The 22,448-nt window shown below is 69.7% G+C and carries 18 protein-coding genes and 1 pseudogene; 9 read left to right on the top strand and 10 right to left on the bottom strand.

Annotated elements, in window-relative coordinates; all coding sequences use genetic code 11:
• Positions 1 to 9 precede the first annotated feature (9 nt).
• Positions 10 to 507, top strand: coding sequence for a pyridoxamine 5'-phosphate oxidase family protein (locus MAA44156_RS13870; RefSeq protein WP_003873214.1), 498 nt, complete (start codon positions 10 to 12; stop codon positions 505 to 507).
• A 47-nt stretch (positions 508 to 554) separates the two neighbouring features.
• On the opposite strand, the gene MAA44156_RS13865 is transcribed toward MAA44156_RS13870, so the two are convergent.
• The 3 genes and pseudogenes from MAA44156_RS13865 to MAA44156_RS13855 form a co-directional block, all read right to left on the bottom strand.
• Positions 555 to 1,052, bottom strand: coding sequence for a methylated-DNA--[protein]-cysteine S-methyltransferase (locus MAA44156_RS13865; protein WP_009975719.1), 498 nt, complete (start codon positions 1,050 to 1,052; stop codon positions 555 to 557).
• Complete coding sequence (locus MAA44156_RS13860) at positions 1,049 to 2,548, bottom strand: DNA-3-methyladenine glycosylase 2 family protein (protein ID WP_009975720.1); 1,500 nt, start codon at positions 2,546 to 2,548, stop codon at positions 1,049 to 1,051. The genes MAA44156_RS13865 and MAA44156_RS13860 overlap by 4 nt, the downstream gene beginning before the upstream one ends.
• Positions 2,549 to 2,634: 86 nt before the next feature.
• Positions 2,635 to 3,520: pseudogene (locus MAA44156_RS13855) on the bottom strand (LysR family transcriptional regulator).
• A gap of 81 nt (positions 3,521 to 3,601) precedes the next feature.
• Between MAA44156_RS13855 and MAA44156_RS13850 the strand changes: the two are divergent.
• Positions 3,602 to 4,849 (top strand): MFS transporter, encoded by a 1,248-nt coding sequence (locus MAA44156_RS13850; RefSeq protein WP_019733946.1) that lies wholly within the window; start codon positions 3,602 to 3,604, stop codon positions 4,847 to 4,849.
• A 21-nt stretch (positions 4,850 to 4,870) separates the two neighbouring features.
• Here the strand turns inward: MAA44156_RS13850 and MAA44156_RS13845 are convergent, their stop codons facing one another.
• Positions 4,871 to 5,251 (bottom strand): hypothetical protein, encoded by a 381-nt coding sequence (locus tag MAA44156_RS13845; protein ID WP_175417506.1) that lies wholly within the window; start codon positions 5,249 to 5,251, stop codon positions 4,871 to 4,873.
• A 60-nt stretch (positions 5,252 to 5,311) separates the two neighbouring features.
• The gene (locus MAA44156_RS13840; protein ID WP_009975725.1) at positions 5,312 to 6,946 is read right to left on the bottom strand and encodes an adenylate/guanylate cyclase domain-containing protein; all 1,635 of its coding nucleotides are present in this window, start codon (positions 6,944 to 6,946) and stop codon (positions 5,312 to 5,314) included.
• 45 nt (positions 6,947 to 6,991) lie between these two features.
• On the opposite strand from MAA44156_RS13840, the gene nucS reads away from it, so the two are divergent.
• Positions 6,992 to 7,663 carry an endonuclease NucS gene (gene nucS / locus MAA44156_RS13835; protein ID WP_003873208.1) on the top strand — a complete coding sequence of 224 codons (672 nt, stop codon included), beginning with the start codon at positions 6,992 to 6,994 and terminating at the stop codon, positions 7,661 to 7,663.
• Between the two features lie 23 nt (positions 7,664 to 7,686).
• Positions 7,687 to 7,983, top strand: coding sequence for an Rv1322 family protein (locus tag MAA44156_RS13830; protein ID WP_009975727.1), 297 nt, complete (start codon positions 7,687 to 7,689; stop codon positions 7,981 to 7,983).
• Between the two features lie 10 nt (positions 7,984 to 7,993).
• On the opposite strand, the gene mce is transcribed toward MAA44156_RS13830, so the two are convergent.
• Positions 7,994 to 8,458 (bottom strand): methylmalonyl-CoA epimerase, encoded by a 465-nt coding sequence (gene mce, locus MAA44156_RS13825; RefSeq protein WP_009975729.1) that lies wholly within the window; start codon positions 8,456 to 8,458, stop codon positions 7,994 to 7,996.
• An 81-nt stretch (positions 8,459 to 8,539) separates the two neighbouring features.
• Between mce and MAA44156_RS13820 the strand changes: the two genes are divergently transcribed.
• Together MAA44156_RS13820 and MAA44156_RS13815 are read left to right on the top strand one after the other, a co-directional pair.
• Positions 8,540 to 9,721 (top strand): acetyl-CoA C-acetyltransferase, encoded by a 1,182-nt coding sequence (locus MAA44156_RS13820; protein WP_009975730.1) that lies wholly within the window; start codon positions 8,540 to 8,542, stop codon positions 9,719 to 9,721.
• A gap of 190 nt (positions 9,722 to 9,911) precedes the next feature.
• Positions 9,912 to 10,823, top strand: a complete 912-nt coding sequence (locus tag MAA44156_RS13815; protein ID WP_009975731.1) for a tetratricopeptide repeat protein — start codon at positions 9,912 to 9,914, stop codon at positions 10,821 to 10,823.
• Between the two features lie 25 nt (positions 10,824 to 10,848).
• Here the strand turns inward: MAA44156_RS13815 and glgB are convergent, their stop codons facing one another.
• Both glgB and MAA44156_RS13805 read right to left on the bottom strand, forming a co-directional pair.
• Positions 10,849 to 13,044 carry a 1,4-alpha-glucan branching protein GlgB gene (gene glgB, locus MAA44156_RS13810; RefSeq protein WP_009975732.1) on the bottom strand — a complete coding sequence of 732 codons (2,196 nt, stop codon included), beginning with the start codon at positions 13,042 to 13,044 and terminating at the stop codon, positions 10,849 to 10,851.
• Between the two features lie 34 nt (positions 13,045 to 13,078).
• Entirely contained in the window at positions 13,079 to 15,163 is a 2,085-nt protein-coding gene (locus tag MAA44156_RS13805; protein ID WP_198801502.1) for an alpha-1,4-glucan--maltose-1-phosphate maltosyltransferase, read from the bottom strand.
• A gap of 305 nt (positions 15,164 to 15,468) precedes the next feature.
• On the opposite strand from MAA44156_RS13805, the gene glgP reads away from it, so the two are divergent.
• Positions 15,469 to 18,084: an alpha-glucan family phosphorylase gene (gene glgP / locus MAA44156_RS13800; RefSeq protein ID WP_009975736.1), complete on the top strand. Its 2,616-nt coding sequence runs from the start codon at positions 15,469 to 15,471 to the stop codon at positions 18,082 to 18,084.
• On the opposite strand, the gene MAA44156_RS13795 is transcribed toward glgP, so the two are convergent.
• Both MAA44156_RS13795 and MAA44156_RS13790 read right to left on the bottom strand, forming a co-directional pair.
• Positions 18,068 to 20,080, bottom strand: a complete 2,013-nt coding sequence (locus MAA44156_RS13795; RefSeq protein ID WP_033716399.1) for an ATP-dependent DNA helicase — start codon at positions 20,078 to 20,080, stop codon at positions 18,068 to 18,070. The genes glgP and MAA44156_RS13795 overlap by 17 nt on opposite strands.
• A 33-nt stretch (positions 20,081 to 20,113) precedes the next feature.
• Complete coding sequence (locus tag MAA44156_RS13790; RefSeq protein WP_156649249.1) at positions 20,114 to 21,448, bottom strand: nicotinate phosphoribosyltransferase; 1,335 nt, start codon at positions 21,446 to 21,448, stop codon at positions 20,114 to 20,116.
• A gap of 67 nt (positions 21,449 to 21,515) precedes the next feature.
• On the opposite strand from MAA44156_RS13790, the gene clpS reads away from it, so the two are divergent.
• Together clpS and aosR are read left to right on the top strand one after the other, a co-directional pair.
• A complete protein-coding gene (gene clpS / locus MAA44156_RS13785; protein ID WP_023881213.1) occupies positions 21,516 to 21,833 on the top strand; it encodes an ATP-dependent Clp protease adapter ClpS in 318 nt (105 codons plus the stop codon).
• A 24-nt stretch (positions 21,834 to 21,857) separates the two neighbouring features.
• On the top strand, positions 21,858 to 22,445 hold the full coding sequence (gene aosR / locus MAA44156_RS13780) for an oxidative stress transcriptional regulator AosR (protein ID WP_009975741.1): 588 nt from the start codon (positions 21,858 to 21,860) through the stop codon (positions 22,443 to 22,445).
• Positions 22,446 to 22,448 lie beyond the last annotated feature (3 nt).

Below are 22,448 nucleotides of genomic sequence, written 5' to 3'. Positions count from 1 at the left end.
GGGTTCGTCATGGATAGGTCCGAGATCGCGGCCGAATTGGGTGCGCCCGGGGCGCAAGAGTTGCTCGCCTCCACGTCGGCGGCGCATCTGGCGTATACGGCCAAGGACGGGACGCCGCGGGTGATCCCGGTGGGCTACTTCTGGACCGGTGCGGAATTCGTCATCGCCACCGCCGCCACGTCTCCGAAGGTCGCCGCCCTGTCCGCGTGTGCCGATGTCGCCCTGTCCATCGACGGTGGAGATACGCCGGAGACGGCGCGCGCGTTATCGATTCGCGGGCGGGCCCGTGTGCAGATCGTCGACGGCGTGGTGCCGGAGTACCTGGCTGCCGCCCGCAAGAGCATGGACGCCGACGCCGCCGCGAGGTTCGAGGAGCAGGTGCGCAAGACGTACGACCGCCAGGCGAGGATCGGGATCACACCGACCTGGGTACGCTTCTACGATTTCGGTGCGGGTCGCCTGCCGCGATTCCTCGCGGACTTGACCGAGGGCAACCGCGGTGAATGAAACCGAAAATCCTTATGCTTGCCAGTTTTACCGGCCCCGGCACCCGCTCAGTCGAATAGTGTCAGGCTCGCCGGCGAGTGGCGCCTCTCCAGTGCCAGCAGCGTTTGTTTGCGGTCCAGTCCGCCGCCGTATCCGGTCAGCTTCCCGCTGGCGCCGATGACGCGATGGCAGGGCACCACGATCGCGATCGGGTTGTGCCCGTTGGCCAATCCGACGGCGCGCGCGGCGCCGGGCGCGGCGATCTGCTCGGCGATTTCGCCGTACGACCTGGTTTCCCCGTAGGGGATGGTCTGCAGCGCCCGCCACACCCGGCGCTGAAATTCCGAGCCGCGCAGATCCAGCTCGATGTCGAACTCGGTGAGCTCGCCGGCGAAATAGGCACCGAGTTGCTCGACGGCCCCGGCGAACGCCCGCGGATTCTCCGTCCACCCGGTGCGGCTCGGTTCGTAGGTCTGGTCGACCATCCGTAAGTTCGTCAGAACCGGATCGCGCCCGGCCAGGGTCAGCAGTCCGATCGGGCTGTCGACGGTGCGGTACTCGATCATGCTGTCTCCTTCGATGGCTGCTGCGGTGGCCAATGGTTCACCGGATGCTCGAGAGTGGTCCAAAGGTATTGCGTGGCATAGGAACGCCAGGGCCGCCAGCGTGCGCTGGCAGCGGTCAGCGACCGCTGGCTCGACGGCAATCCGAGCCGTTTGGCCGCGACGCGCAGACCCAGGTCGGCGGCCGGGAAGGCATCGGGATCGCCCAGGCCGCGCATCGCAATGACTTCCGCGGTCCACGGGCCGACTCCCGGTAATGCCAGCAATTGCGTTCGGGCGCTTTGCCAGTCGCACCCGGTGTCCAAGACGATGCTGCGGTCGGCGAGGCTGGCGACCAGCGCGGCCAGCGTGCGCTGCCGGGCCTTGGGCACCGCCAGATGGATGGGGTCGACGTCGGCCAGCTGCTGCACCGACGGGAAGGTGTGGGTCAAGGTTCCCTCGGGGTCGTGGACCGCCCGGCCGTAGGCGGCGACCAAACGCCCCGCATGGGTGCGGGCCGCCCGGATGGACACCTGCTGGCCCAGCACGGCGCGCACCGCGAGCTCGGCCTCGTCGACGGTGCGCGGAATGCGTTGGCCGGGCGCCTTTCTCACCGCCGGGGCGAGCTGCGGGTCGGCGGCCAGCGCCTCGTCCACCGCTTCGGGGTCGGCGTCGAGATCCAGCAGCCGCCGGCAACGGGCGATCGCCGCCGTCAGGTCCCGGAAGTCGTCGAGCACCAGCTCGCAACGGACGTGGTCGGCGGCGGGGGTCAACGTGACGATGCCGGTGCCGAACCCCAGCCGCAGCGTGCGTCGGTAGGCGCCGTCGCGGACCTCCTCGCACCCGGGAACGACGCTCGCGGCGAGGTGACCGAAGACGCCCTGGAAGCCGAAGGGTGTGCGGACCGGCAGCCGAAGGCACACGGCGCCAGGCGAATTGGCCGTGGATGCGCAGCGCGCCGAGGCGCGCCGGCGCAGCACGCTCGGCGGGCTTTCGAACACCGCGCGCACGGTGTCGTTGAACTGACGAATGCTGGAGAAGCCGGCGGCGAATGCCACGTCGCCGAAGGGCAGCTCCGTGGTCTCGATCAGCACCCGCGCCGTCTGGGCGCGTTGCGCCCGGGCCAGCGCGAGCGGACCGGCGCCGACCTCCGCCTGCAGCAACCGCTCCAGCTGCCGGGTGGTGTAGCCCAGCCGGGCGGCCAGGCCGCCGACACCGTCGCGGTCCACCGTGCCGTCGGCGATCAGCCGCATCGTGCGCGCCACCACGTCGCCGCGCACGTTCCATTCCGGCGATCCCGGCGAGGCGTCGGGACGGCACCGCTTGCAGGCCCGGAAGCCGGCGCGCTGAGCGGCCGCCGCGGTCGGATAAAACCGCACATTACGGGCGAACGGCGGGCGCACCGGGCAACTGGGCCGGCAGTAGATCCCGGTGGTCAGCACGGCGGTGACGAACCACCCGTCGAACCGCGCATCCTTGGACTGGACGGCGCGGTAGCAGCGTTCGAAATCGTCGTGCACGCCTCAAGACTTACACCCGCCCGCCGACAAAACTAGCGGAAAAGCGACATCGTCGTCGCCGGGCGTGGAGCGGGATCGGCGGCCGGCTACCAGCCGCCGCGCCCGACGGCCGCGGCGGCCGCGATGAAGTCGCGCGCCGAGCGCGGCAACGGTCGGCCGGAATCCCAGATCATGCCGACATCGCGGTAGGCATCCGCGTCGGCCAGCGGCTTGACGGATACTCCGGACGGATAACTGCTGCCGTCGATCGGGACCAGGCTGATGCCCAGCCCCGCGGCGACCAGGCTGGCCGCGGTCGTGAGATTCGGCGCTTGCAGGGGCGACCCGAGGCCGGAATTGGGCTGCGGCGCAAAGCTCGTCGAGGAGCCGTCGCATCCCGAAACCAGGGTGCATCGTCACGAAGGGCTCGTCGGCCAGGTCCACCATGGACACCGCGGCACCGCGGGCGAATCGATGACCATCGGGCACCGCGACACCGAGGCGCTGGCGAAACAGGCTGCGCCAGGCCAGGGTTCGCTCGACCGGTCGCGGGGATACCACCCCGATGTCGACGCCGCCGGACCGCACGCGATCGGCGATCGATTCGGCGGCGCCTTCCTCCAGCGTGAAGGTCACCCGCGGAGACGACTCCTTGAACCGGGCGATCAACTGCGGAACCACGGTTGATCCGAATGAACTCAGGTAGGCCAACCGGATCTCGCCGACGGCGGGATCCGCCAGATCCGCTATCGCGCGCCGTGCCGAATCCAGCTCCAACTGCGCCCGGCGCGAGTGTTCGTAGAAGATGCGGCCGTAGGTGTTGAGGGACAGTCGCCGGCCGTGACGATCGAACAGCGCCACGCCGAGTCGCTGTTCCAGGCGCGCCAGCATCCGGGTCAACGTCGGCTGTGCGACGTGCAGCTGCTCGGCCGCCGCAGTGACGTGCTGCAGCTCGGCGAGTGTGATGAACCACTCGTAGTCACCCACTGCCATCCCGTCCACCTCTACTTATGCGCTGAACGCATCATAGGGCGGGCGAAAATTCATTTCTGTCGGGCGGTGCCGGCCCGAAGCATGGTGGTCATGCCCCACGGTCCGGTCGCGCATCAAGCAGGAACCCGCGGATACCGGCGGATGACCGCCGCGCTCTGCGGCGCCGGCCTGGCCAGCTTCGCCGCGATGTATTGCACCCAGGCGCTGCTTCCCGCGTTATCGGCGCACTACCGGATCGGCCCGGCCACCGCGGCGCTGACCGTGTCGCTGACGACCGGCGCGTTGGCGCTGTCGATCATTCCCGCGAGTGTGCTCTCCGAGCGCTACGGCCGGACCAGGGTGATGCTGATCTCAGGGGTGGCCTCCAGTGTCATCGGGCTGTTGTTGCCGTTCAGCCCCTCGCTCGGCGTGCTGGTCTTCGGACGTGCGGTGCAGGGCGTCGCGCTCGCCGGGATACCCGCGGTCGCGATGGCGCTGCTGGCCGAGGAGGTCGACGCGTCGTCCCTGGGATCCGCGATGGGGCGCTACATCGCCGGAACCACGATAGGCGGGCTGGCCGGGCGGATCGTTCCGTCGGTGGTCGTCCAGGTCGGCACCTGGCGGGTGGCCCTGCTGGCGTGCTCCCTCATCACGCTGGCCGGCACGGCGGTGTTCGCGGTGCTGGTGCCGCGGTCCCGGTTCTTCACCCCGAAGCCGGCCAGCGTGCGCGCCGCCCTGCGCAACCTCGCCGGGCATCTGCGAAACCCGGTGTTGGCCAAGCTTTTTGCGGTGGGCTTTGTGCTGATGGGTGGATTCGTGACGGTGTACAACTACCTCGGTTACCGGCTGGCCGCCCGGCCGTTCGGGCTGGCGCCGTCGGTGGTGGGCCTGCTTTTCCTGCTCTATCTCGTCGGGACGGGGACGTCGGTCGTGGCCGGACGGCTCGCCGATCGCCGGGGACGCCCCCTGGTGCTGGGGGCCGCGTTACCCATCGCGGTAGCCGGACTGCTGCTGACCGTGCCGCCCTCCCTGGCCGCCATCGTCGCCGGCGTCGGCGTCTTCACCGGGGGCTTCTTCGCCGCGCACACCGTGGCCAGCGGTTGGGTGGGCGCCGTCGCTCAGCGCGACCGCGCCGAGGCGTCGGCGCTGTATCTGTTCAGCTACTACCTGGGTGGTTCGGTGGCCGGTGCGTTCGGCGGCGTCCTGTACGGCGTGGGCGGCTGGTCGGCGACTGTCTGTTTCGTCGTCGTGCTGCTGATGGCCGGCGCCGCACTGGTCGCATTGTTGGTGCGGGACAACGGATTCCGCATCGGCCGGCGCGTGGTCGCCGGCGTGGCCAGCGTGAAGTGAGGCTCGCCCGCGGGTCCGCGGCTACGGCCCGGGCGGGGTCCCCACGCAGACACCGCCGGCGCAGGCACCCGCGCCGCCGGGCCCCGCGGATGCTCCGGCGCCCGGCACACTCGCGCTCGCGCCGCCGGGTCCGGCCCCCGCCCCGGATCCGCCGGGGCCGGCGGTGGTCGCACCGCCCGGTCCGACGATCGGGCCACCGCCACCGCCCGGCCCGGCGGTGGTCGTCGCCGCCGGTGCGGTGGTCGTGACGGTGACCGGTGTCGTGACGGTGGTGGTGACGGTCGAGGTCGTCGGGCTCTTGTTATTGCCCGAGCTGCACCCCGCGGCCAGCGGGCTCAACGCTATCGCGGCGGCCATCCCGGCGGCGACGGAAATACGGCGGGCACTTCGGCTACCGGTCACGTCGAAACCAATCTCTCGAGGGGTTAGAGTCGTTGTCCCTCTACCCATTTCTTCCGAAAATCAATCCGTTCCGGCCGGCCGGTCGGCGGCGCCGGCGGGCGAGGCCAGCCGGGTGGGACGCTCGTGGCCGCGCAGGGTCACGGTGTCGCCCAAAGACCAACGGGCCCGCTCTTTTTCGCTCGCGCCTTCGATGGCGTCGCCCGTCGCGAGCAGGCGGCCGGAGTGGGACTTGGCGAGCTCGCACAGCCGGGCCGCCTCGTTGACCGGTTCACCGATGACGGTGTACTCGAAGCGTTCCCGGGCGCCGACGTTGCCGGCGACGACCTGCCCGGCCGCCACGCCGATGCCGGCGCGACACTGCGGCATCTCGTTGGCCAGCCGGTCGGCGATGGCGCGCGCGGCGGTCAGCGCCGCATCCTCGGGGCAGTCAAGATGATTCGGCGCCCCGAAGATGGCCAGCGTCGCGTCACCCTCGAACTTGTTGACCAAGCCGCAGTGCCGGTCCACCTCCTCGACGACGATGCCGAAGAACTGGTTGAGCACCGATACCACCTCGGCCGGTGGCCGGCGGGTGACCAGTTGGGTGGAGCCGACGATGTCGATGAACACGACGGCGACGTGGCGTTCTTCGCCGCCCAGCTTCGGCCGTTCCCGCTCGGCGGCCAACGCCACCTCGCGACCGACGTGCCGGCCGAACAGGTCGCGCACCCGCTCGCGCTCCCGCAGGCCGTCCACCATCGCGTTGAATCCCCGTTGCAGCTCACCGAGTTCCGTGCCGTCGAACACCACCAGGTCGCCACGCAGGTCGCCGCGCTCCACGCGTTTCAGGGCGGCACGCACCACGCGCACGGGCGTCGCGGTGAGCCAGGCCAGGATCCACATCAGCAGGCAGCCGAAGATCAGCGCCGCCGTCGACACGATCAGCACGCCGACGGCGAACTCGGTCTCGGTCAGGTTCCGCAGCCATATCTCGAACAGCGCCAACAGGGCGATGCCGATGACGGGCACGCCCGAGCCGAGGAACCACACCGTCATGGTCCGGCCCATGATGCCCGCGGTCAGTCGCCGGGGCGGCGGTCCCGCCTCGAGGGCCTGAGCAGCCACCGGGCGCAGCGCGAACTCGGCGAGCAGGTAGCACGCGGTGGCCACCAGGACACCACAGAAGCTCACCCCGAACAGGAACCGCGGGATAAACATGGTGTCGACCAGGCCGTAGAGGACGGTCAGCAACAGCGTCCCGGCGCCCCACAACACCAGATCCACCAGCGCGATTCGCCACGGGGCCAGGAAGGTGTTGCGTTCGTCGGTGGGGGTGGGCTTGCGCTCCTCGATGGCCCAGCGCAGCGCCAGCACGGTCCGCCGGGTGATCCAGTAGGTGCCCACCGCCAACGCCGAGGCCACATAGGCCGGCCCGACCCCGAAGGTGATCCATGCCGGCGCGTCGTTGAACACGCTCGGCGCCGGAATGGCGACGATCACCAGGATCAGCGCGGCCCCGATGCCGATCAGGTTGGCGCCCAGCACCATCACGGTCATGATGATCTGGATGCGGATCCGCCGCCGGTGCTGGCTCTCGGTGACCCGCCCCAGCAGCAGGGAGCCGTAGGCGGGGGTCTCCGGCAGGCGGCCGCTTTGCCGGGTGATCTTTTCGAGCACCCGGCCGATGCGTTGTGCCGTGCTCTGCGTGGCCGACATGGTGGCGTCAGCCTAATTTGTCGGCCACGCTCTAAGGTGAGTCGGGTGCGTCTAGTGATCGCCCAGTGCACCGTGGATTACGTCGGCCGGCTCACCGCGCATCTGCCGTCGGCGCGCAGGCTGCTGCTGTTCAAGGCCGACGGATCGGTCAGCGTGCACGCCGACGACCGTGCCTACAAGCCGTTGAACTGGATGAGCCCGCCGTGCTGGCTGCGCGAGGAGGCCGGCGATGCGGCGCCGGTGTGGGTGGTCGAGAACAAGGCCGGCGAGCAGCTCCGCATCACCGTCGAGGACATCGAGCACGACTCCAGCCACGACCTCGGCGTCGATCCCGGCCTGGTCAAGGACGGCGTCGAGGCGCACCTGCAGGCCCTGCTCGCCGAGCACGTGCAACTGCTGGGCGAGGGGTACACGCTGGTCCGCCGCGAGTACATGACCGCCATCGGGCCGGTCGATCTGCTCTGCCGCGACGAGCGCGGCGGATCGGTGGCGGTGGAGATCAAACGGCGCGGCGAGATCGACGGCGTGGAACAGCTCACCCGCTACCTCGAGCTGCTCAACCGCGACAGCGTGCTGGCGCCGGTGCGCGGCGTGTTCGCCGCGCAGCAGATCAAACCGCAAGCCCGCACGCTGGCCACCGATCGTGGTATCCGTTGTGTGACATTGGATTACGACAAGATGCGCGGGATGGACAGCGACGAATACCGGCTGTTCTAGGGCCTCGCCCCTACACTGGTCGCATGGCTCGGCGCCGCACACCGCCCCGCCGGCAACGGCCGCTCGGGCCGCCACCGGCACTGCGCCGGTTGGAAGTCGGGCCCGACGGGCATGACTACGAGGTCCGTCCCATCGCGGCGGCGCGTGCCGTCAAGACCTACCGGTGCCCCGGCTGCGATCACGAAATCCGCTCGGGCGCAGCCCATCTGGTGGTATGGCCGGTCGAGCCGACGCTCGGGGGAGCCGAGGACCGCCGGCACTGGCACACCGGCTGCTGGGCGCACCGCGCCACCCGCGGCCCCACCCGGAGGTGGTCGTGAATCCGACGGCTCAGGCGGCCGGCTCGACGAGCTCGATGAGCACGCCGCCGGCGTCCTTGGGGTGGATGAAGTTGATCCGCGAGTTTGCCGTGCCGCGACGCGGTGCGTCGTAGATCAGCCGCACGCCTTGCTCGCGGAGCCGCTCGATCAGGGTGTCCAGGTCGCTGACCCGCATCGCCATCTGCTGGATGCCAGGCCCCCGCTTGTCCAGGAACTTCGCAATGGTCGAGGAGTCGTCGATCGGGGCCATCAGCTGCAGCTGTGCGGTGCCCACCGGGGCACCCCGCACGGCCAGCATCGCCTCGCGGATTCCCTGCTCCTCGTTGACTTCCTCGTGCACCAGGATCATGCCGAGGTGGTCGTGATACCAGGCGATTGCCGCGTCCAGGTCGGCGACTGCGATGCCGACGTGATCGATCGCCGTCACCAGCGCGGTGGCCAGGACCTGACGGGCGTCAACTTGATCGGTCGTCATCTCATAACGGTAACCTGACGGCAAAGATTGCGCTTCTCCGGGAGGCTCCCGGGAGGCATTAGCAGGCCTGAGGAGAGAGTCATGACGACGTCGGTGATCGTTGCTGGAGCGCGGACACCCATCGGCAAGCTGATGGGTTCGCTGAAGGATTTCTCCGCCAGCGACCTGGGTGCCATCGCCATCGCCGGCGCGCTGGAGAAGGCCAACGTCCCGGCCGACCTGGTCGAGTACGTGATCATGGGGCAGGTCTTGACGGCCGGGGCCGGTCAGATGCCGGCCCGGCAGGCGGCCGTGGCGGCCGGCATCGGCTGGGACGTGCCGGCGTTGAGCATCAACAAGATGTGTCTGTCCGGGATCGACGCCATCGCCCTAGCCGACCAGCTGATTCGCGCCGGAGAGTTCGACGTGGTGGTGGCAGGCGGTCAGGAGTCGATGACCAAGGCGCCGCACCTGCTGATGGACAGCCGCGCGGGCTACAAGTACGGCGACGTGACGGTCCTGGACCACATGGCCTACGACGGCCTGTGCGACGTGTTCACCGACCAGCCGATGGGCGCGCTCACCGAGCAGCGCAACGACGTCGACAAGTTCACCCGCGAAGAGCAGGACCAGTACGCCGCACGGTCGCATCAGCGGGCGGCCGCGGCGTGGAAGGACGGCGTGTTCACCGACGAGGTGGTGCCGGTGAACATCCCGCAGCGCAAGGGCGATCCGCTGCAGTTCACCGAGGACGAGGGCATCCGGGCCAACACCACCGCCGAGTCGCTGGCCGGCCTCAAGCCGGCGTTCCGCAAGGACGGCACCATTACCGCCGGGTCGGCCTCGCAGATCTCCGACGGCGCGGCCGCGGTGGTCGTGATGAGCAAGGCCAAGGCCCAGCAGCTCGGGCTGAGCTGGCTGGCCGAGATCGGTGCGCACGGGGTGGTCGCCGGACCGGACTCCACCCTGCAGTCGCAGCCGGCCAACGCCATCAAGAAGGCGCTCGGTCGCGAGGGCATCTCCGTCGACCAGCTCGACGTGGTGGAGATCAACGAGGCGTTTGCGGCCGTGGCGCTGGCCTCGACCCGCGAACTCGGCGTGAATCCCGACATCGTCAACGTCAACGGCGGTGCGATCGCGGTCGGGCACCCGATCGGGATGTCGGGGGCGCGGATCACCCTGCATGCCGCGCTGGAATTGTCGCGGCGCGGTTCGGGCTACGCCGTCGCGGCCCTGTGCGGGGCCGGCGGGCAGGGCGACGCGCTGATTCTGCGGGCGGGTTAGCCAGCGGGCGCGGCGTTCGCCGAGGTTGCTGGCATTCGCCCGCCGCGACGAAGTGTGATCTTCGTCATATCGGCCGATCACACCGCTTTTTCGGGGCTTTTTCGGGTGCTTTCGCCGTGGCCGGGCCAGTGCCTGAGCGCCGTCGCCACCGGGTGGAGCGGTTGCCGATGCGCATGCCAAACTTGACGACGTGACACGTCCGCGACCTTCCATCGGCCCCGCCCTGGCCGGGGCCGTCGATCTTTCCGGTCTCAAGCAGCGGGCCCAGGCGGCGAGCGGCCCGGCCGGCGGGCCCGCGCCGGCCGACGGTGGCCCCGGCATCAGCGCGGTCACCGAGGCCAACTTCGAGGCCGAGGTGCTGATCCGGTCCGAGGAAGTGCCGGTGGTGGTGCTGCTGTGGTCACCGCGCAGCGACGCGTGCGTCCAGCTGCTCGACACGCTGTCCGGGTTGGCCGCCCAGGACAACGGCAAGTGGTCGTTGGCCACCGTCAACGTGGACGTGGCGCCCCGGGTGGCCCAGATATTCGGGGTGGATGCCGTTCCGACCGTGGTGGCATTGGCTGCCGGGCAGCCGATTTCGAGCTTCCAGGGCATGCAGCCGGCCGACCAGTTGCGCGGCTGGCTCGATCAGATCCTTTCGGCGACCGCCGGGAAGCTCAAGGGCGCAACGGGTTCCGCGGAATCCGAGGCGGTCGACCCGGAGCTGGCCGCGGCCCGTCAACAGCTGGAGGCCGGCGACTTCGAGGCTGCCCGGACGTCGTATCAGGCGATCCTGGATGCCAACCCGGCCAGCGCGGAGGCCAAGGGCGCCATCCGCCAGATCGACTTCCTCACCCGCGCCACCGCGCAGCGCCCGGACGCCGTCGCCGTCGCCGATGCCGCGCCGGGCGACATCGACGCCGCCTTCGCGGCCGCCGACGTGCAGATCCTCAACCAGGACGTCGGCGCCGCGTTCAACCGCCTGATTGCCTTGGTGCGCAACACATCCGGCGACGACCGGGCCCGGGTGCGGACCAGGCTGGTCGAGCTGTTCGACCTTTTCGATCCGGCCGACCCCGAGGTCGTGGCTGGACGGCGCAACCTGGCAAACGCGCTGTATTAAGCGCGCTCGCGAAAGTCGTTGCGGGCTACTCGGGTTCCAGCCACAGCGCCGACGTCGGCGGCAGCACCAGCACCGCCGAGGCGGGCCGACCGTGCCAAGGGTCTTCGGTGGCGTCGACGCCGCCCATGTTGCCGATGCCCGAGCCGTTGTAGACCGCCGCGTCGGTGTTGAGCACCTCGCGCCAGCGGCCGGCCGACGGCAATCCCAGCCGATAGCCGCTGTGCTCGGCGCCGGCGAAGTTGAAGACGCACGCCATCACCGAGCCGTCCTTGCCGTAGCGCAGGAAGCTCAGCACGTTGTTGGCGGAATCGTTGGCGTCGATCCAGGAGTAGCCTTCGGGCACGGTGTCCTGGCTCCACAGCGCCGGGTGGCTGCGATAGATGTCGTTGATGTCGCGCACCAGACGCAGGATCCCGTTGGAGAAGCCCTGCTCGTCGAGCTGCCACCAGTCCAGGCCGCGTTCTTCGGACCACTCGGCGCGCTGCCCGAATTCCTGGCCCATGAACAACAATTGCTTACCGGGGTGCGCCCACTGGTAGGCCAGCAGGCTGCGCAGCCCGGCGGCTTTGACGTGATTGTTGCCCGGCATCCGGCCCCACAGGGTGCCCTTGCCGTGCACCACCTCGTCGTGGCTGAGCGGCAGCACGTAGTTCTCGCTGAATACGTAGAGCATCGAGAACGTCATCTCGTGGTGGTGGTAGCTGCGATAGATCGGGTCGCGGCTGATGTAGTCCAGCGTGTCGTGCATCCAGCCCATGTTCCACTTCATCGAAAATCCAAGTCCGCCAAGGTTTGTCGGCCTGGTCACGCCGGGCCACGAGGTCGACTCCTCGGCGATGGTGACGATGCCGGGCGCGGACTTGTGCGCGGTGGCGTTCATCTCCTGCAGGAACTGGACGGCCTCCAGGTTCTCCCGGCCGCCGTAGACGTTGGGGGTCCAGCCGCCCTCGGGGCGGGAGTAGTCCAGGTACAGCATCGAGGCCACCGCGTCCACCCGCAACCCGTCGATGTGGAACTCCTGCAGCCAGTATAACGCGTTGGCCACCAGGAAGTTACGCACCTCCCGACGGCCGAAGTCGAATACGTAAGTGCCCCAGTCGAGTTGCTCCCCACGCTTGGGGTCGGAGTGTTCGTAGAGCGGGGTGCCGTCGAACCGTCCCAGCGCCCACGCGTCCTTCGGGAAGTGTGCCGGCACCCAGTCGACGATCACACCGATACCGGCCTGGTGCAGGGCGTCGACCAGCGCCCGGAACTCGTCGGGCGTGCCGAATCGGGAGGTCGGCGCGTAGTACGACGTCACCTGGTATCCCCAGGAGCCAGCGAACGGATGCTCGGCGACCGGCAGCAGCTCCACGTGGGTGAAGCCGTGCGCCACAACGTAGTCCGTCAGCTCGCGGGCCAATTGGCGGTAGCTGAGCCCGGGACGCCAGGAGCCCAGGTGGACCTCGTAGGTGCTCATCGGCTCGAAGACCGGGTTGCGCGCGGCGCGCTGCGTCATCCAGTCGGCGTCTCCCCAGGTGTAGCTGCTGCGCGTCACCCGGGAGGCGGTGTGCGGTGGCACCTCGGTGGCGAACGCCATCGGATCGGCCCGCTCGGTGACCACGCCGTCGGCGCCGTGCACCTTGAACTTGTACAGCCCGCCGATCGGGAAGTCGGGCCAGAACAGCTCCCACACGCCCGATGAGCCCAACACCCGCATCGGGGCTTCGGTACCGGTCCAGCCGTTGAACTCACCGATCAGACTGATGCCCTTGGCGTTGGGCGCCCACACCGCGAACGACACCCCGGTGACGACGCCGTCGGCGGTGGTGAACGAGCGGGGATGCGCGCCAAGGACTTCCCAGAGCCGCTCGTGGCGCCCCTCGCCGAACAGGTGCAGGTCGACCTCGCCCAGGGTGGGCAGGAAGCGGTAGGCGTCGGCGACGACGTAGGGCTCGGAGTCGGGGTAAGTGATCTGTAGCCGGTAGTCGATCAGGTTCGTGAAGGGCAGGGCCACCGCGAAAAGGCCGGATTCGATGTGCTGCATCGCGAACCGGTCGCCGCCGACCAGCGCGGCGACCTCGGTCGCGTGCGGCCGGAACGCCCGGATGACGGTGTGATCGCCGTATTCGTGGGCCCCCAGAATTCCGTGCGGGTCGTGGTGGGTGCCGGCGACCAGGCGCGACAGGTCCGCAGGATCGGGCGCCAGGTGCGTCCGAGCGAGTTGATCGGCGTGGCTCATGTCCCTTTCACCTCCGGTCCGTTTCGTCGTGCGTTCAGCGCCTGCGTAGCAAGGTCATTCGAGCCTCATCGGGGATGAGCGGCATGTTGATGACGTGAGCGACCGCCTGTGCCGGGTCGATGCGAACGTAATTGGCTTGCCCCCACTGGAATTCCTGGCCGGTGATCTCGTCGCGCACCCAAAAGCGCTCGTAAGGCTCCATACCCAATGCCGCCATGTCTAAAAACAGCGTCGCTTCCTCGGGGCCGAATGCGTTGAGCGTCACCACCACCAGCACGCAGTCGCCGGTGGCCGGGTCGAACTTGCTGTAGGCGAGCAGCGCGTCGTTGTCCACGCCGTGGAAATGGATGGTGCGCAGCTGTTGCAGCGCGGGGTGGAGCCGCCGAATCGTGTTGAGCTGCGTGATGAATGGCTCGAGCGACCTTCCCTCGGCGAGCGCGCCGGCGAAATCGCGGGGCCGCAGTTCGTACTTCTCGGAGTTCAGGTACTCCTCGCTGCCCTCGCGCACCGCGCGGTGCTCGAACAGTTCGTAGCCCGAGTACACCCCCCAGGCCGGGCCCATCGTGGCGGCCAGCACCGCGCGGATGGCGAACATCCCCGGACCGTTGTGCTGCAGGATGGCGTGCAGGATGTCGGGTGTGTTGACGAACAGGTTGGGCCGGCGGAAATCGGCCAGCGCGGCGATGTCGTTGCCGAACTCGGTCAGCTCCCACTTCGCGGTGCGCCAGGTGAAGTACGTATAGGACTGGGTGAAGCCCAGTTTGGCCAGCCCGTATTGCCGGACCGGCGGGGTGAAGGCCTCGGACAGGAACAGCACATCGGGATCGATGCCCTTGACCGCGGCGATCAGCCAGGCCCAGAAGTCCGGCGGTTTGGTGTGCGGGTTGTCGACGCGAAAGAACTTGACGCCGTGGTCGATCCAGTGCCGGACCACCCGCAGCACCTCGTCGTAGAGACCGGCCGGGTCGTTGTCGAAGTTGAGCGGATAGATGTCCTGGTACTTCTTGGGCGGGTTCTCCGCGTAAGCGATGGTGCCGTCCGGCAATTCGGTGAACCAGTTGCGGTGCTCGCGCGCCCACGGATGATCCGGCGCGCATTGCAGCGCCAGGTCGAGCGCCACCTCCATGCCCAGCTCGCGGGCCCGGGCGACGAACGCGTCGAAATCCTCGATGGTGCCCAGATCCGGGTGGACGGCGTCGTGGCCGCCCTCGTCGCTGCCGATCGCCCACGGCGAGCCCACATCCGTCGGGCCGGCTGTGGGAGAGTTGTTGCGCCCCTTGCGATGTACCTTCCCGATGGGATGGATCGGCGGCAGGTAGACGACGTCGAAGCCCATCGCAGCGATGCGCGGCAGCGCCGCGGCCGCCGTCGCGAAGGTGCCGTGCACGGGGTTGCCGTCGTCGTCCCAGCCGCCGGTCGAGCGGGGGAACATCTCATACCAGGAGCCGAAGCGGGCCAGCGGCCGATCCACCCAGACCCCGTACTGCTCGCCGCGGGTCAGCAGATCGCGCAGCGGATACTCCGCCAGGATCTCCTCGATTTCCGGCGCCAGCGCCAGCGCCGTCCGGGTGACCGGGTCCCCGGCGGTGCGCAGCGCGGCCGCGGCGGCCAGCAGCGGTTCGCGCCGGGTGCGCGGCACACCCGTGGCGGCGCGCTCGAACAGCTCCGCGCCGACCAGCAGATCGTTGGACAGCTCCGTCTCGCCCTGGCCGGCGTCCAGCTTGGCGACCAGCCCGTGCCGCCAGGAGTGGATCGGGTCGCCCCAGCCGTCCACCCGGAAGGTCCACAATCCGACCTGGTCGGGGGTGAACTGACCGTGGAAGACGTAGGGTTCGGGGCCCATCGTCATCGGCAGCGACAGCGGCTTGATCCGTTGCTGGTCGACCCTGCCCTCGCGGTCGGCGACCGGTGCCTGCACCGCCTTGACCCGGCGCGTCTCGGTCACCGGCGGATAGGCCGGTCCCAGGTAGCGCACCACCAGCGTCGCGGCCACCGCCTCGTGTCCCTCGCGCCACACCGAGGCGCTGACCGGCACCACCTCGCCGACGACGGCCTTGGCGGGATATGTCCCACAGGAGACGACCGGCTGGACGTTATCGATCTCGACACGACCGGGCACCAACACTCCGTTCCGATCTGCCCGGGTCCTTCGCGCCCGCCTGGCGGTTCGCAATCGGCACCGGGGTTTTCCGATTGTGGGCGGCCCACCCGCGGTGTGCTCCGTGCGGAATGCCGCTCGTCGGGAAACTTCCTGTGGTGGGGAACTTTCTGGGTGGGGAAGCATCGTCGCGACCCCGATAACTATCCGGTACCCACCCTAGTCTCCGGTCACACCCCCGCCACTGAAAAGCAAACGCAGGCGCACGGCAGCGGTGTTTTCCCGCCGCCGTGCGCGGGCCGGGAACCTCAGTAAGGTAGGGACGCGTGAAAGCCCTCCGCCGGTTTACCGTCCGTGCTCATCTGCCCGAGCGTCTGGCCGCGCTGGACCAGCTGTCGACCAACCTGCGCTGGTCGTGGGACAAGCCCACTCAGGACCTCTTCGCAAGCATCGATCCCGAGCTGTGGCAGCGCTGCGGCAGCGACCCGGTGGCGTTGCTGGGCGCGGTCAAACCGGCGCGGCTGGACGAGTTGGCGGTCGACGAGACGTTCCTGGGCCGGCTCGACGAGCTGACCGCCGACCTGAACGACTACCTGAGCCGCCCGCTGTGGTACCAGCAGCAGCAGGACCAGGGGGCGCAGATGCCGGCGGCCATCGCCTACTTCTCGATGGAGTTCGGCGTCGCCGAGGTGCTGCCCAACTACTCCGGCGGGCTGGGGATCCTCGCCGGTGACCACCTGAAGTCCGCGTCGGATCTGGGTGTGCCGCTGGTGGCGGTGGGCTTGTACTACCGCTCCGGCTACTTCCGGCAGTCGTTGGCCGCCGACGGCTGGCAGCACGAGAACTACCCGGCGCTGGACCCCCAGGGGTTGCCGTTGCGGCTGCTGACCGACGCCACCGGCGATCCCGCCCTGGTCGAATTGACGCTGCCGGACTCCGCGCAGCTGCATGCCCGCATCTGGGTGGCCCAGGTGGGCCGGGTGCCGCTGCTGCTGCTGGATTCCGACGTGCCCGAGAACGAGCACGACCTGCGCGGCGTCACCGACCGTCTGTACGGGGGCGATCAGGAACATCGGATGCGGCAGGAGATCCTGGCCGGCATCGGCGGGGTGCGGGCGATCCGCGCCTACACCACGATCCACGGGCTGCCCGAACCCGAGGTGTTCCACATGAACGAGGGCCACGCCGGCTTCCTCGGGGCCGAGCGCATCCGCGAGCTGATGACGGGTTCGGGCTTGGACTTCGACACCGCCCTGGCGGTGGTGCGATCCAGCACGGTGTTCACCACGCACACACCGGTGCCGGCCGGCATCGACCGGTTCCCCATCGACATGGTGCGGCTGTACTTCGACGACCACGCCGACGACGCGGCGGGAGCGCCCGTGCTGCTGCCGGGGGTGCCGACCGCCCGCATCCTGGCGCTCGGCGCCGAGGACGATCCGACGAAATTCAACATGGCGCACATGGGTCTGCGCCTGGCCCAGCGGGCCAACGGTGTGTCGTCGCTGCACGGCCGGGTGAGCCGGGCCATGTTCAACGAGCTGTGGCCGGGCTTCGACAGCAACGAGGTGCCGATCGGTTCGATCACCAACGGGGTGCACGCGCGCACCTGGGCGGCCCCGCAGTTGCTGCAGCTGGGTTACGAACTGGCAGGGTCGGATTCGTTCAGCGACCCGGGCGTGTGGCTGCGGGTGCAGCAGGTCGACGCCGGCCGTCTGTGGGGGATCCGCTGCCAGCTGAGGTCGTTGCTCGTCGAGGACGTGCGGCAGCGGCTGCGCCGCTCATGGCTGGAACGAGGTGCCACGGACGCCGAATTAGGTTGGATCGAAACGGCTTTCGATCCCGACGTGTTGACCATCGGGTTCGCCCGGCGGGTGCCGACGTACAAGCGGCTGACGTTGATGCTGCGCGACCCCGACCGGCTGCAGCAGTTGCTGCTCGACGAGCAGCGGCCGATCCAGTTGATCGTGGCCGGCAAATCCCACCCGGCCGACGACGGCGGCAAGGCGTTGATCCAGCAGGTGGTGCGCTTCGCCGACCGGCCCGAGGTGCGCCACCGCATCGCCTTCCTGCCCGACTACGACATGTCGATGGCGCGGCTGCTGTACTGGGGCTGCGACGTCTGGTTGAACAATCCGCTGCGGCCGCTGGAGGCCTGCGGCACCTCGGGGATGAAGAGCGCGCTGAACGGCGGGCTGAACCTGTCCATCCGCGACGGCTGGTGGGACGAGTGGTACGACGGCGAAAACGGTTGGGAGATCCCGTCTGCCGACGGTGTGGCCGACGAGCAGCGCCGCGACGACCTGGAATCCGGCGCGCTCTACCGGCTGCTCGAGGAAGCGGTGGCGCCGAAGTTCTACGAACGCGACGAGCGCGGGGTGCCGCCGCGCTGGATCGAGATGGTGCGCCACACCCTGCAGACGCTCGGCCCGAAGGTGCTGGCGTCGCGGATGGTGCGCGACTACGTCGAGCAGTACTACACGCCGGCCGCGCAGTCGTGGCGCCGGACGATCGGACCGGCCGAGGGGGCGACCGGCGGCGCCGAGTTCGGCGCCGCCCGGGAGCTGGCCGCCTATCGCCGGCGCGCCGAAGAAGCATGGCCCAACATCGTGATCACCGACGTGGACAGCACCGGCCTGCCCGACAGCCCGGTGCTCGGCTCCAAGCTCACCCTGACCGCCACCGTGGCGCTGGGCGGGCTGGCGCCCGACGAGGTCACCGTCGAGGCGGTGGTGGGCCGGGTGGACGGCAGCGATGCACTGCTCGAGCCGGTCACCGTCGAAATGTCGTACGCCGGTACGGCCGAGGGCGGCAACCAAGTCTTCTCGACGACGACGCCGCTGCCGCTGGCCGGGTCGGTCGGCTACACGGTGCGGGTGCTGCCCCGGCATCCGATGCTGGCCGCCGGCAACGAGCTGGGCCTGGTCACCCTGGCCCGCTAGCCGTCGCGGCGGTGCGCAGCCGCTGCAGCGCCGCTCGCACCTGCGCGCCGTTGGTGGTCTGCCAGAACGGCGGCAGCGAGGCGCGCAGGTAGCCGCCGTAGCCGGCGGTGGTCATGCGCGAGTCGAGCACCGCGACCACGCCGCGGTCGCTGACCCGCCGCAACAGCCGGCCCGAGCCCTGCGCCAGCAGCAGCGCGGCATGGCTGGCGGCAACGGCCATGAAGCCGTTGCCGCCGCGCGCGGCCACCGCGCGCTGCCGCGCCCCGAGCAGCGGGTCGTCGGGCCGGGGAAACGGGATGCGGTCGATCAACACCAACGACAGCGACGGGCCGGGCACGTCGACGCCCTGCCACAGCGACAGGGTGCCGAACAGCGACGTCTGCGGCTCGGCTCTGAACTGCTCGACCAGCGCCGAGGTGCTGTCGTCGCCCTGACACAGCACCGGCGTCGACAGCCGGTCGCGCATCGCCTCGGCGGCCGCCCGGGCGGCCCGCATCGACGAGAACAGGCCCAGGGTGCGCCCGTCGGCGGCGGTGATGAGCTCGGCGATCTCGGTCAGCTGCTCGGCCGAGCCGACGCCGTCGCGTCCGGGCGGCGGCAGATGCGCTGCCACGTAAAGGATTCCGGCCTTGGCGTGCTGAAACGGCGACCCCACGTCCAGGCCGCGCCAGGGCGGGTCGTCACCGTCGGGTCCTTTCAGCCCCCACGCCGCGGCCATGGCGTCGAAGGAGCCGCCGATGGTCAGCGTCGCCGACGTCAGCACCACGGTGGAACGCGAGAACACCCGGTCGCGCAACAGGTCGGCGACCGACAGCGGGGCCACCCGCAGCACCGGGCGCATCGCGCCCCGGTTGTCCTCGTGGTCCAGCCACACCACGTCGGTGCGGTCGGGGATGGCCGGGCCGAACGATGCCAGCACCCGCGACGCGGTGTCGGAGATCTCGCTCAGTGCCGCAACCGCTTCGGCGCGCGCGGACGCCGCCTTGGGGTCGCTGGTGGTGTCGATCGCCGAGCGCGCCGCGCTCGCCGCGTCGCGCAGCGCCGCCAGGTAGGTCGCCAGCTCCTCGTCGAGGCGATCGATGCGCCCCGGCGTGCCGTCGTGGATGGCCGCGGCGAAGTTCGCCGTCGTCGCCTCCAGTCGCTGGACCAGTTCCGGGCTCACCAGCCGGCCGATCCGGCGCGCGGCGACGCCGAGGGCCGCCGACGTCAGCTCCGCGGTGGCCACCGAGGTCACCCGGTCCACCAGCTCGTGCGCCTCGTCGATGACCAGCAGCGCGTGCTCGGGCAGGATCGCCGAGTCGGACACCGCGTCGATGGCCAGCAGCGCGTGGTTGGTGACCACGACATCGGCCTGACCGGCCCGGCTGCGCGCGCGCTCGGAGAAGCATTCGGCGCCGAACGGACAGCGCGCCACCCCGAGGCATTCCCGCGCCGAAACGCTGACCTGCGACCAGGACCGGTCCGGCACGCCGGGCTTGAGGTCGTCGCGGTCACCGGAGTCGGTGCTCGACGCCCATTCGGTGAGCCGTTGCACGTCGCGGCCCAACGCGCTGACCGCCATCGGGTTGAACAGTTCCTCCTGCGGCCGGTCGGCGGCTTCCTCACCGTCGGCCGGCCCGCCATTGTGAATCTTGTTCAAGCACAAATAGTTTCGTCGTCCCTTGAGCAACGCGAACTGGGGCCGCCGCGGCAGCGCCGCGGCCAGCGAATCGATCAGCCGGGGCAGGTCGCGGTCGACGAGCTGGCGCTGCAACGCGATGGTGGCCGTCGACACCACCACCGGGGAGTCGTCGCGCAGGGCGTGCACGATCGCGGGCACCAGATACGCCAGCGACTTGCCGGTGCCGGTGCCGGCCTGCACGACCAGGTGCCGGCCGGTGTCGAAGGCCTGGGCCACCGCGGCGGCCATCTGCTGCTGGCCTTCGCGCTCGCTGCCGCCCAGCGCGGCCACGGCGGTGGCCAGCAACTCGGGCACGGAAAGCTCGGACGTGACGATCCTCTTCGCTCGGTTCTGCTCGGTCGAGCCCGGTCAGTCGATGCCGGGCGGCCGTCGCCGGTCGGCCGGGATCTGGGTGGTCGGGATCGCGGGTTCGCCGTGGGACAGGTTCAGCCCCTCCCACGGCAGACTGCGCAGCCCGGAAGCTACCAGTTCGCGCGCCGCGGCGAGGTTCGGTTTGGACACCAGCTCGCCGCCGCGCACCAACGGCACCGTCACCGCCCGGGCCGGCTCGGCGACGTCCGGCCGATGGCCGGCCGGATAGACCAGCTCCTCGGTGATGATGCCGGTGTCCCGGGAGAGCCGCAGCGCCTCCTTGCGCCCGCCCCGGGATTCCTTGTGGCTGCTGCGCTTCTGCACCGGCAGGCCGTCCACCTCGACGAGCTTGTAGACCATGTTCGCCGTCGGGGCGCCCGAACCGGTCACCACTGAGGTGCCCACGCCGTAGCTGTCCACCGGCTCGGCGGCCAGCGCGGCGATGGAGAACTCGTCGAGGTCACCGGAGACCACGATGCGGGTGCGGGTGGCTCCGAGCCTGTCCAGCTGCTCGCGGACCTGGCGGGCCAGCACGCCCAGCTCGCCGGAGTCGATGCGCACCGCGCCCAGCCCGGTGCCGGCCGCCGTCACCGCGTTGGCCACCCCGGTCGTCACGTCGTAGGTGTCCACCAGCAGCGTGGTGTCGACGCCGAGCGCCTGCACCTGTGCCCGAAACGCCGCCAGTTCAGTGGATTCCGCGGCGGCGTCGGTGCGGGCGTGCAGCATGGTGAACGCGTGCGCCGAGGTGCCCTCGGCCGGAATTCCGTAGCAGCGCTGGGCCTCCAAGTTCGAGGAGGCGGCGAAGCCGGCGATGTAGGCAGCGCGGGCCGCGGCCACCGCCGCCTGCTCATGCGTGCGCCGTGACCCCATCTCGATCAGCGGCCGGCCCCTGGCCGCGCTGACCATGCGCGCCGCGGCGGACGCGATCGCGGTGTTGTGGTTGAAGATCGACAGCGCCAGCGTTTCGAGCACCACGCATTCCGCGAAGGTCCCGGTCACCGACAGCACCGGCGACCCGGGGAAATACAGCTCGCCCTCGGCGTAGCCGTCGATGTCGCCGCCGAACCGAAAATCGCGCAGGTACCGCAGCGTGTCGGGATCGAGGAATTGCCGCAGCGACTGGCAGGCCTCGTCGCCGAAGGTGAACTGCGGCAGCGCCTCGAGCAGCCGGCCGGTTCCGCCCACCACGCCGTACCGGCGTCCCTCGGGAAGCCGGCGCGCGAACAGTTCGAAGGTGGTCCGCCGACCGGCGCTGCCGTCGCGCAATGCGGCCGCCAACATGGTCAACTCGTATTTGTCGGTCAGGAGCCCAGTGACGACCGGGTCGTTCATTCCATAACGGTATCGGCTGCGGATCGGGGCTCGGTAACGTCGTCCATACCTCGGTATCGTGGGGGCCATGGTTGTTATGTCAGCGCCCACCGAGCCGAAGTCCAGGCCGGGCACTACAGGACAACGCGAGTCCGCTCCCGAGGAGGTCACGGCCAGCCCGTGGGTCACGATCGTCTGGGACGACCCGGTCAACCTGATGACCTACGTGACCTACGTGTTCCAGAAGTTGTTCGGCTACAGCGAACCGCACGCCACCAAGCTGATGCTGCAGGTGCACAACGAGGGAAAGGCCGTGGTGTCCGCGGGCAGCCGCGAGGCCATGGAAGTGGACGTGTCCAAACTGCATGCCGCCGGTTTGTGGGCGACCATGCAGCAGGACCGCTGAGATTCGGGGCACCGGCGATTTCCTGTGCGCAAGTGGAAGCGGGTCGAGACTGCGGACGGTCCCCGTTTTCGGTCCGCCCTGGCCTCCCATGAGGCCGCGCTGCTCAAAAACCTGGCCACCGCGATGATCGGGCTGCTCGATGAGCGTGAATCCTCTTCGCCGGCAGACGAACTCGAGGAAATCACCGGCATCAAGACCGGGAACGCGCAACCACCGAAGGATCCGACGCTGCGCCGGCTGCTGCCCGACTTCTACCGGCCCGACGACAACGGCGACGAGTCGCCCGATGCCGCCGAGAGCCTGAACGCCGCGCTGCGCAGCCTGCACGAGCCCGGCATCGTCAACGCCAAACGTGTTGCCGCACAGCGCTTGTTGGACACCGTCCCCGACGACGGCGGCCGGTTCGAGTTGACCGAGGACGACGCGAACGCGTGGATCGCGGCGGTCAACGACATCCGGCTGACGCTGGGCGTCATGCTCGAAATCGGGCCGGACGGCCCGGAGCGGCTGCCGGCCGACCATCCGCTGGCCGTGCACTTCGACGTCTACCAGTGGCTGACCGTGCTGCAGGAGTACCTGGTCCTGGTGCTCATGGGGCCCCGGTCATCGTGACGG

The organism is Mycobacterium avium subsp. avium (genome assembly GCF_009741445.1).
GTDB classification, from domain to species: Bacteria; Actinomycetota; Actinomycetes; order Mycobacteriales; family Mycobacteriaceae; genus Mycobacterium; species Mycobacterium avium.
Note: the sequence above shows the minus strand (reverse complement) of the source record. Positions and strands in the feature narration are given on the sequence as shown.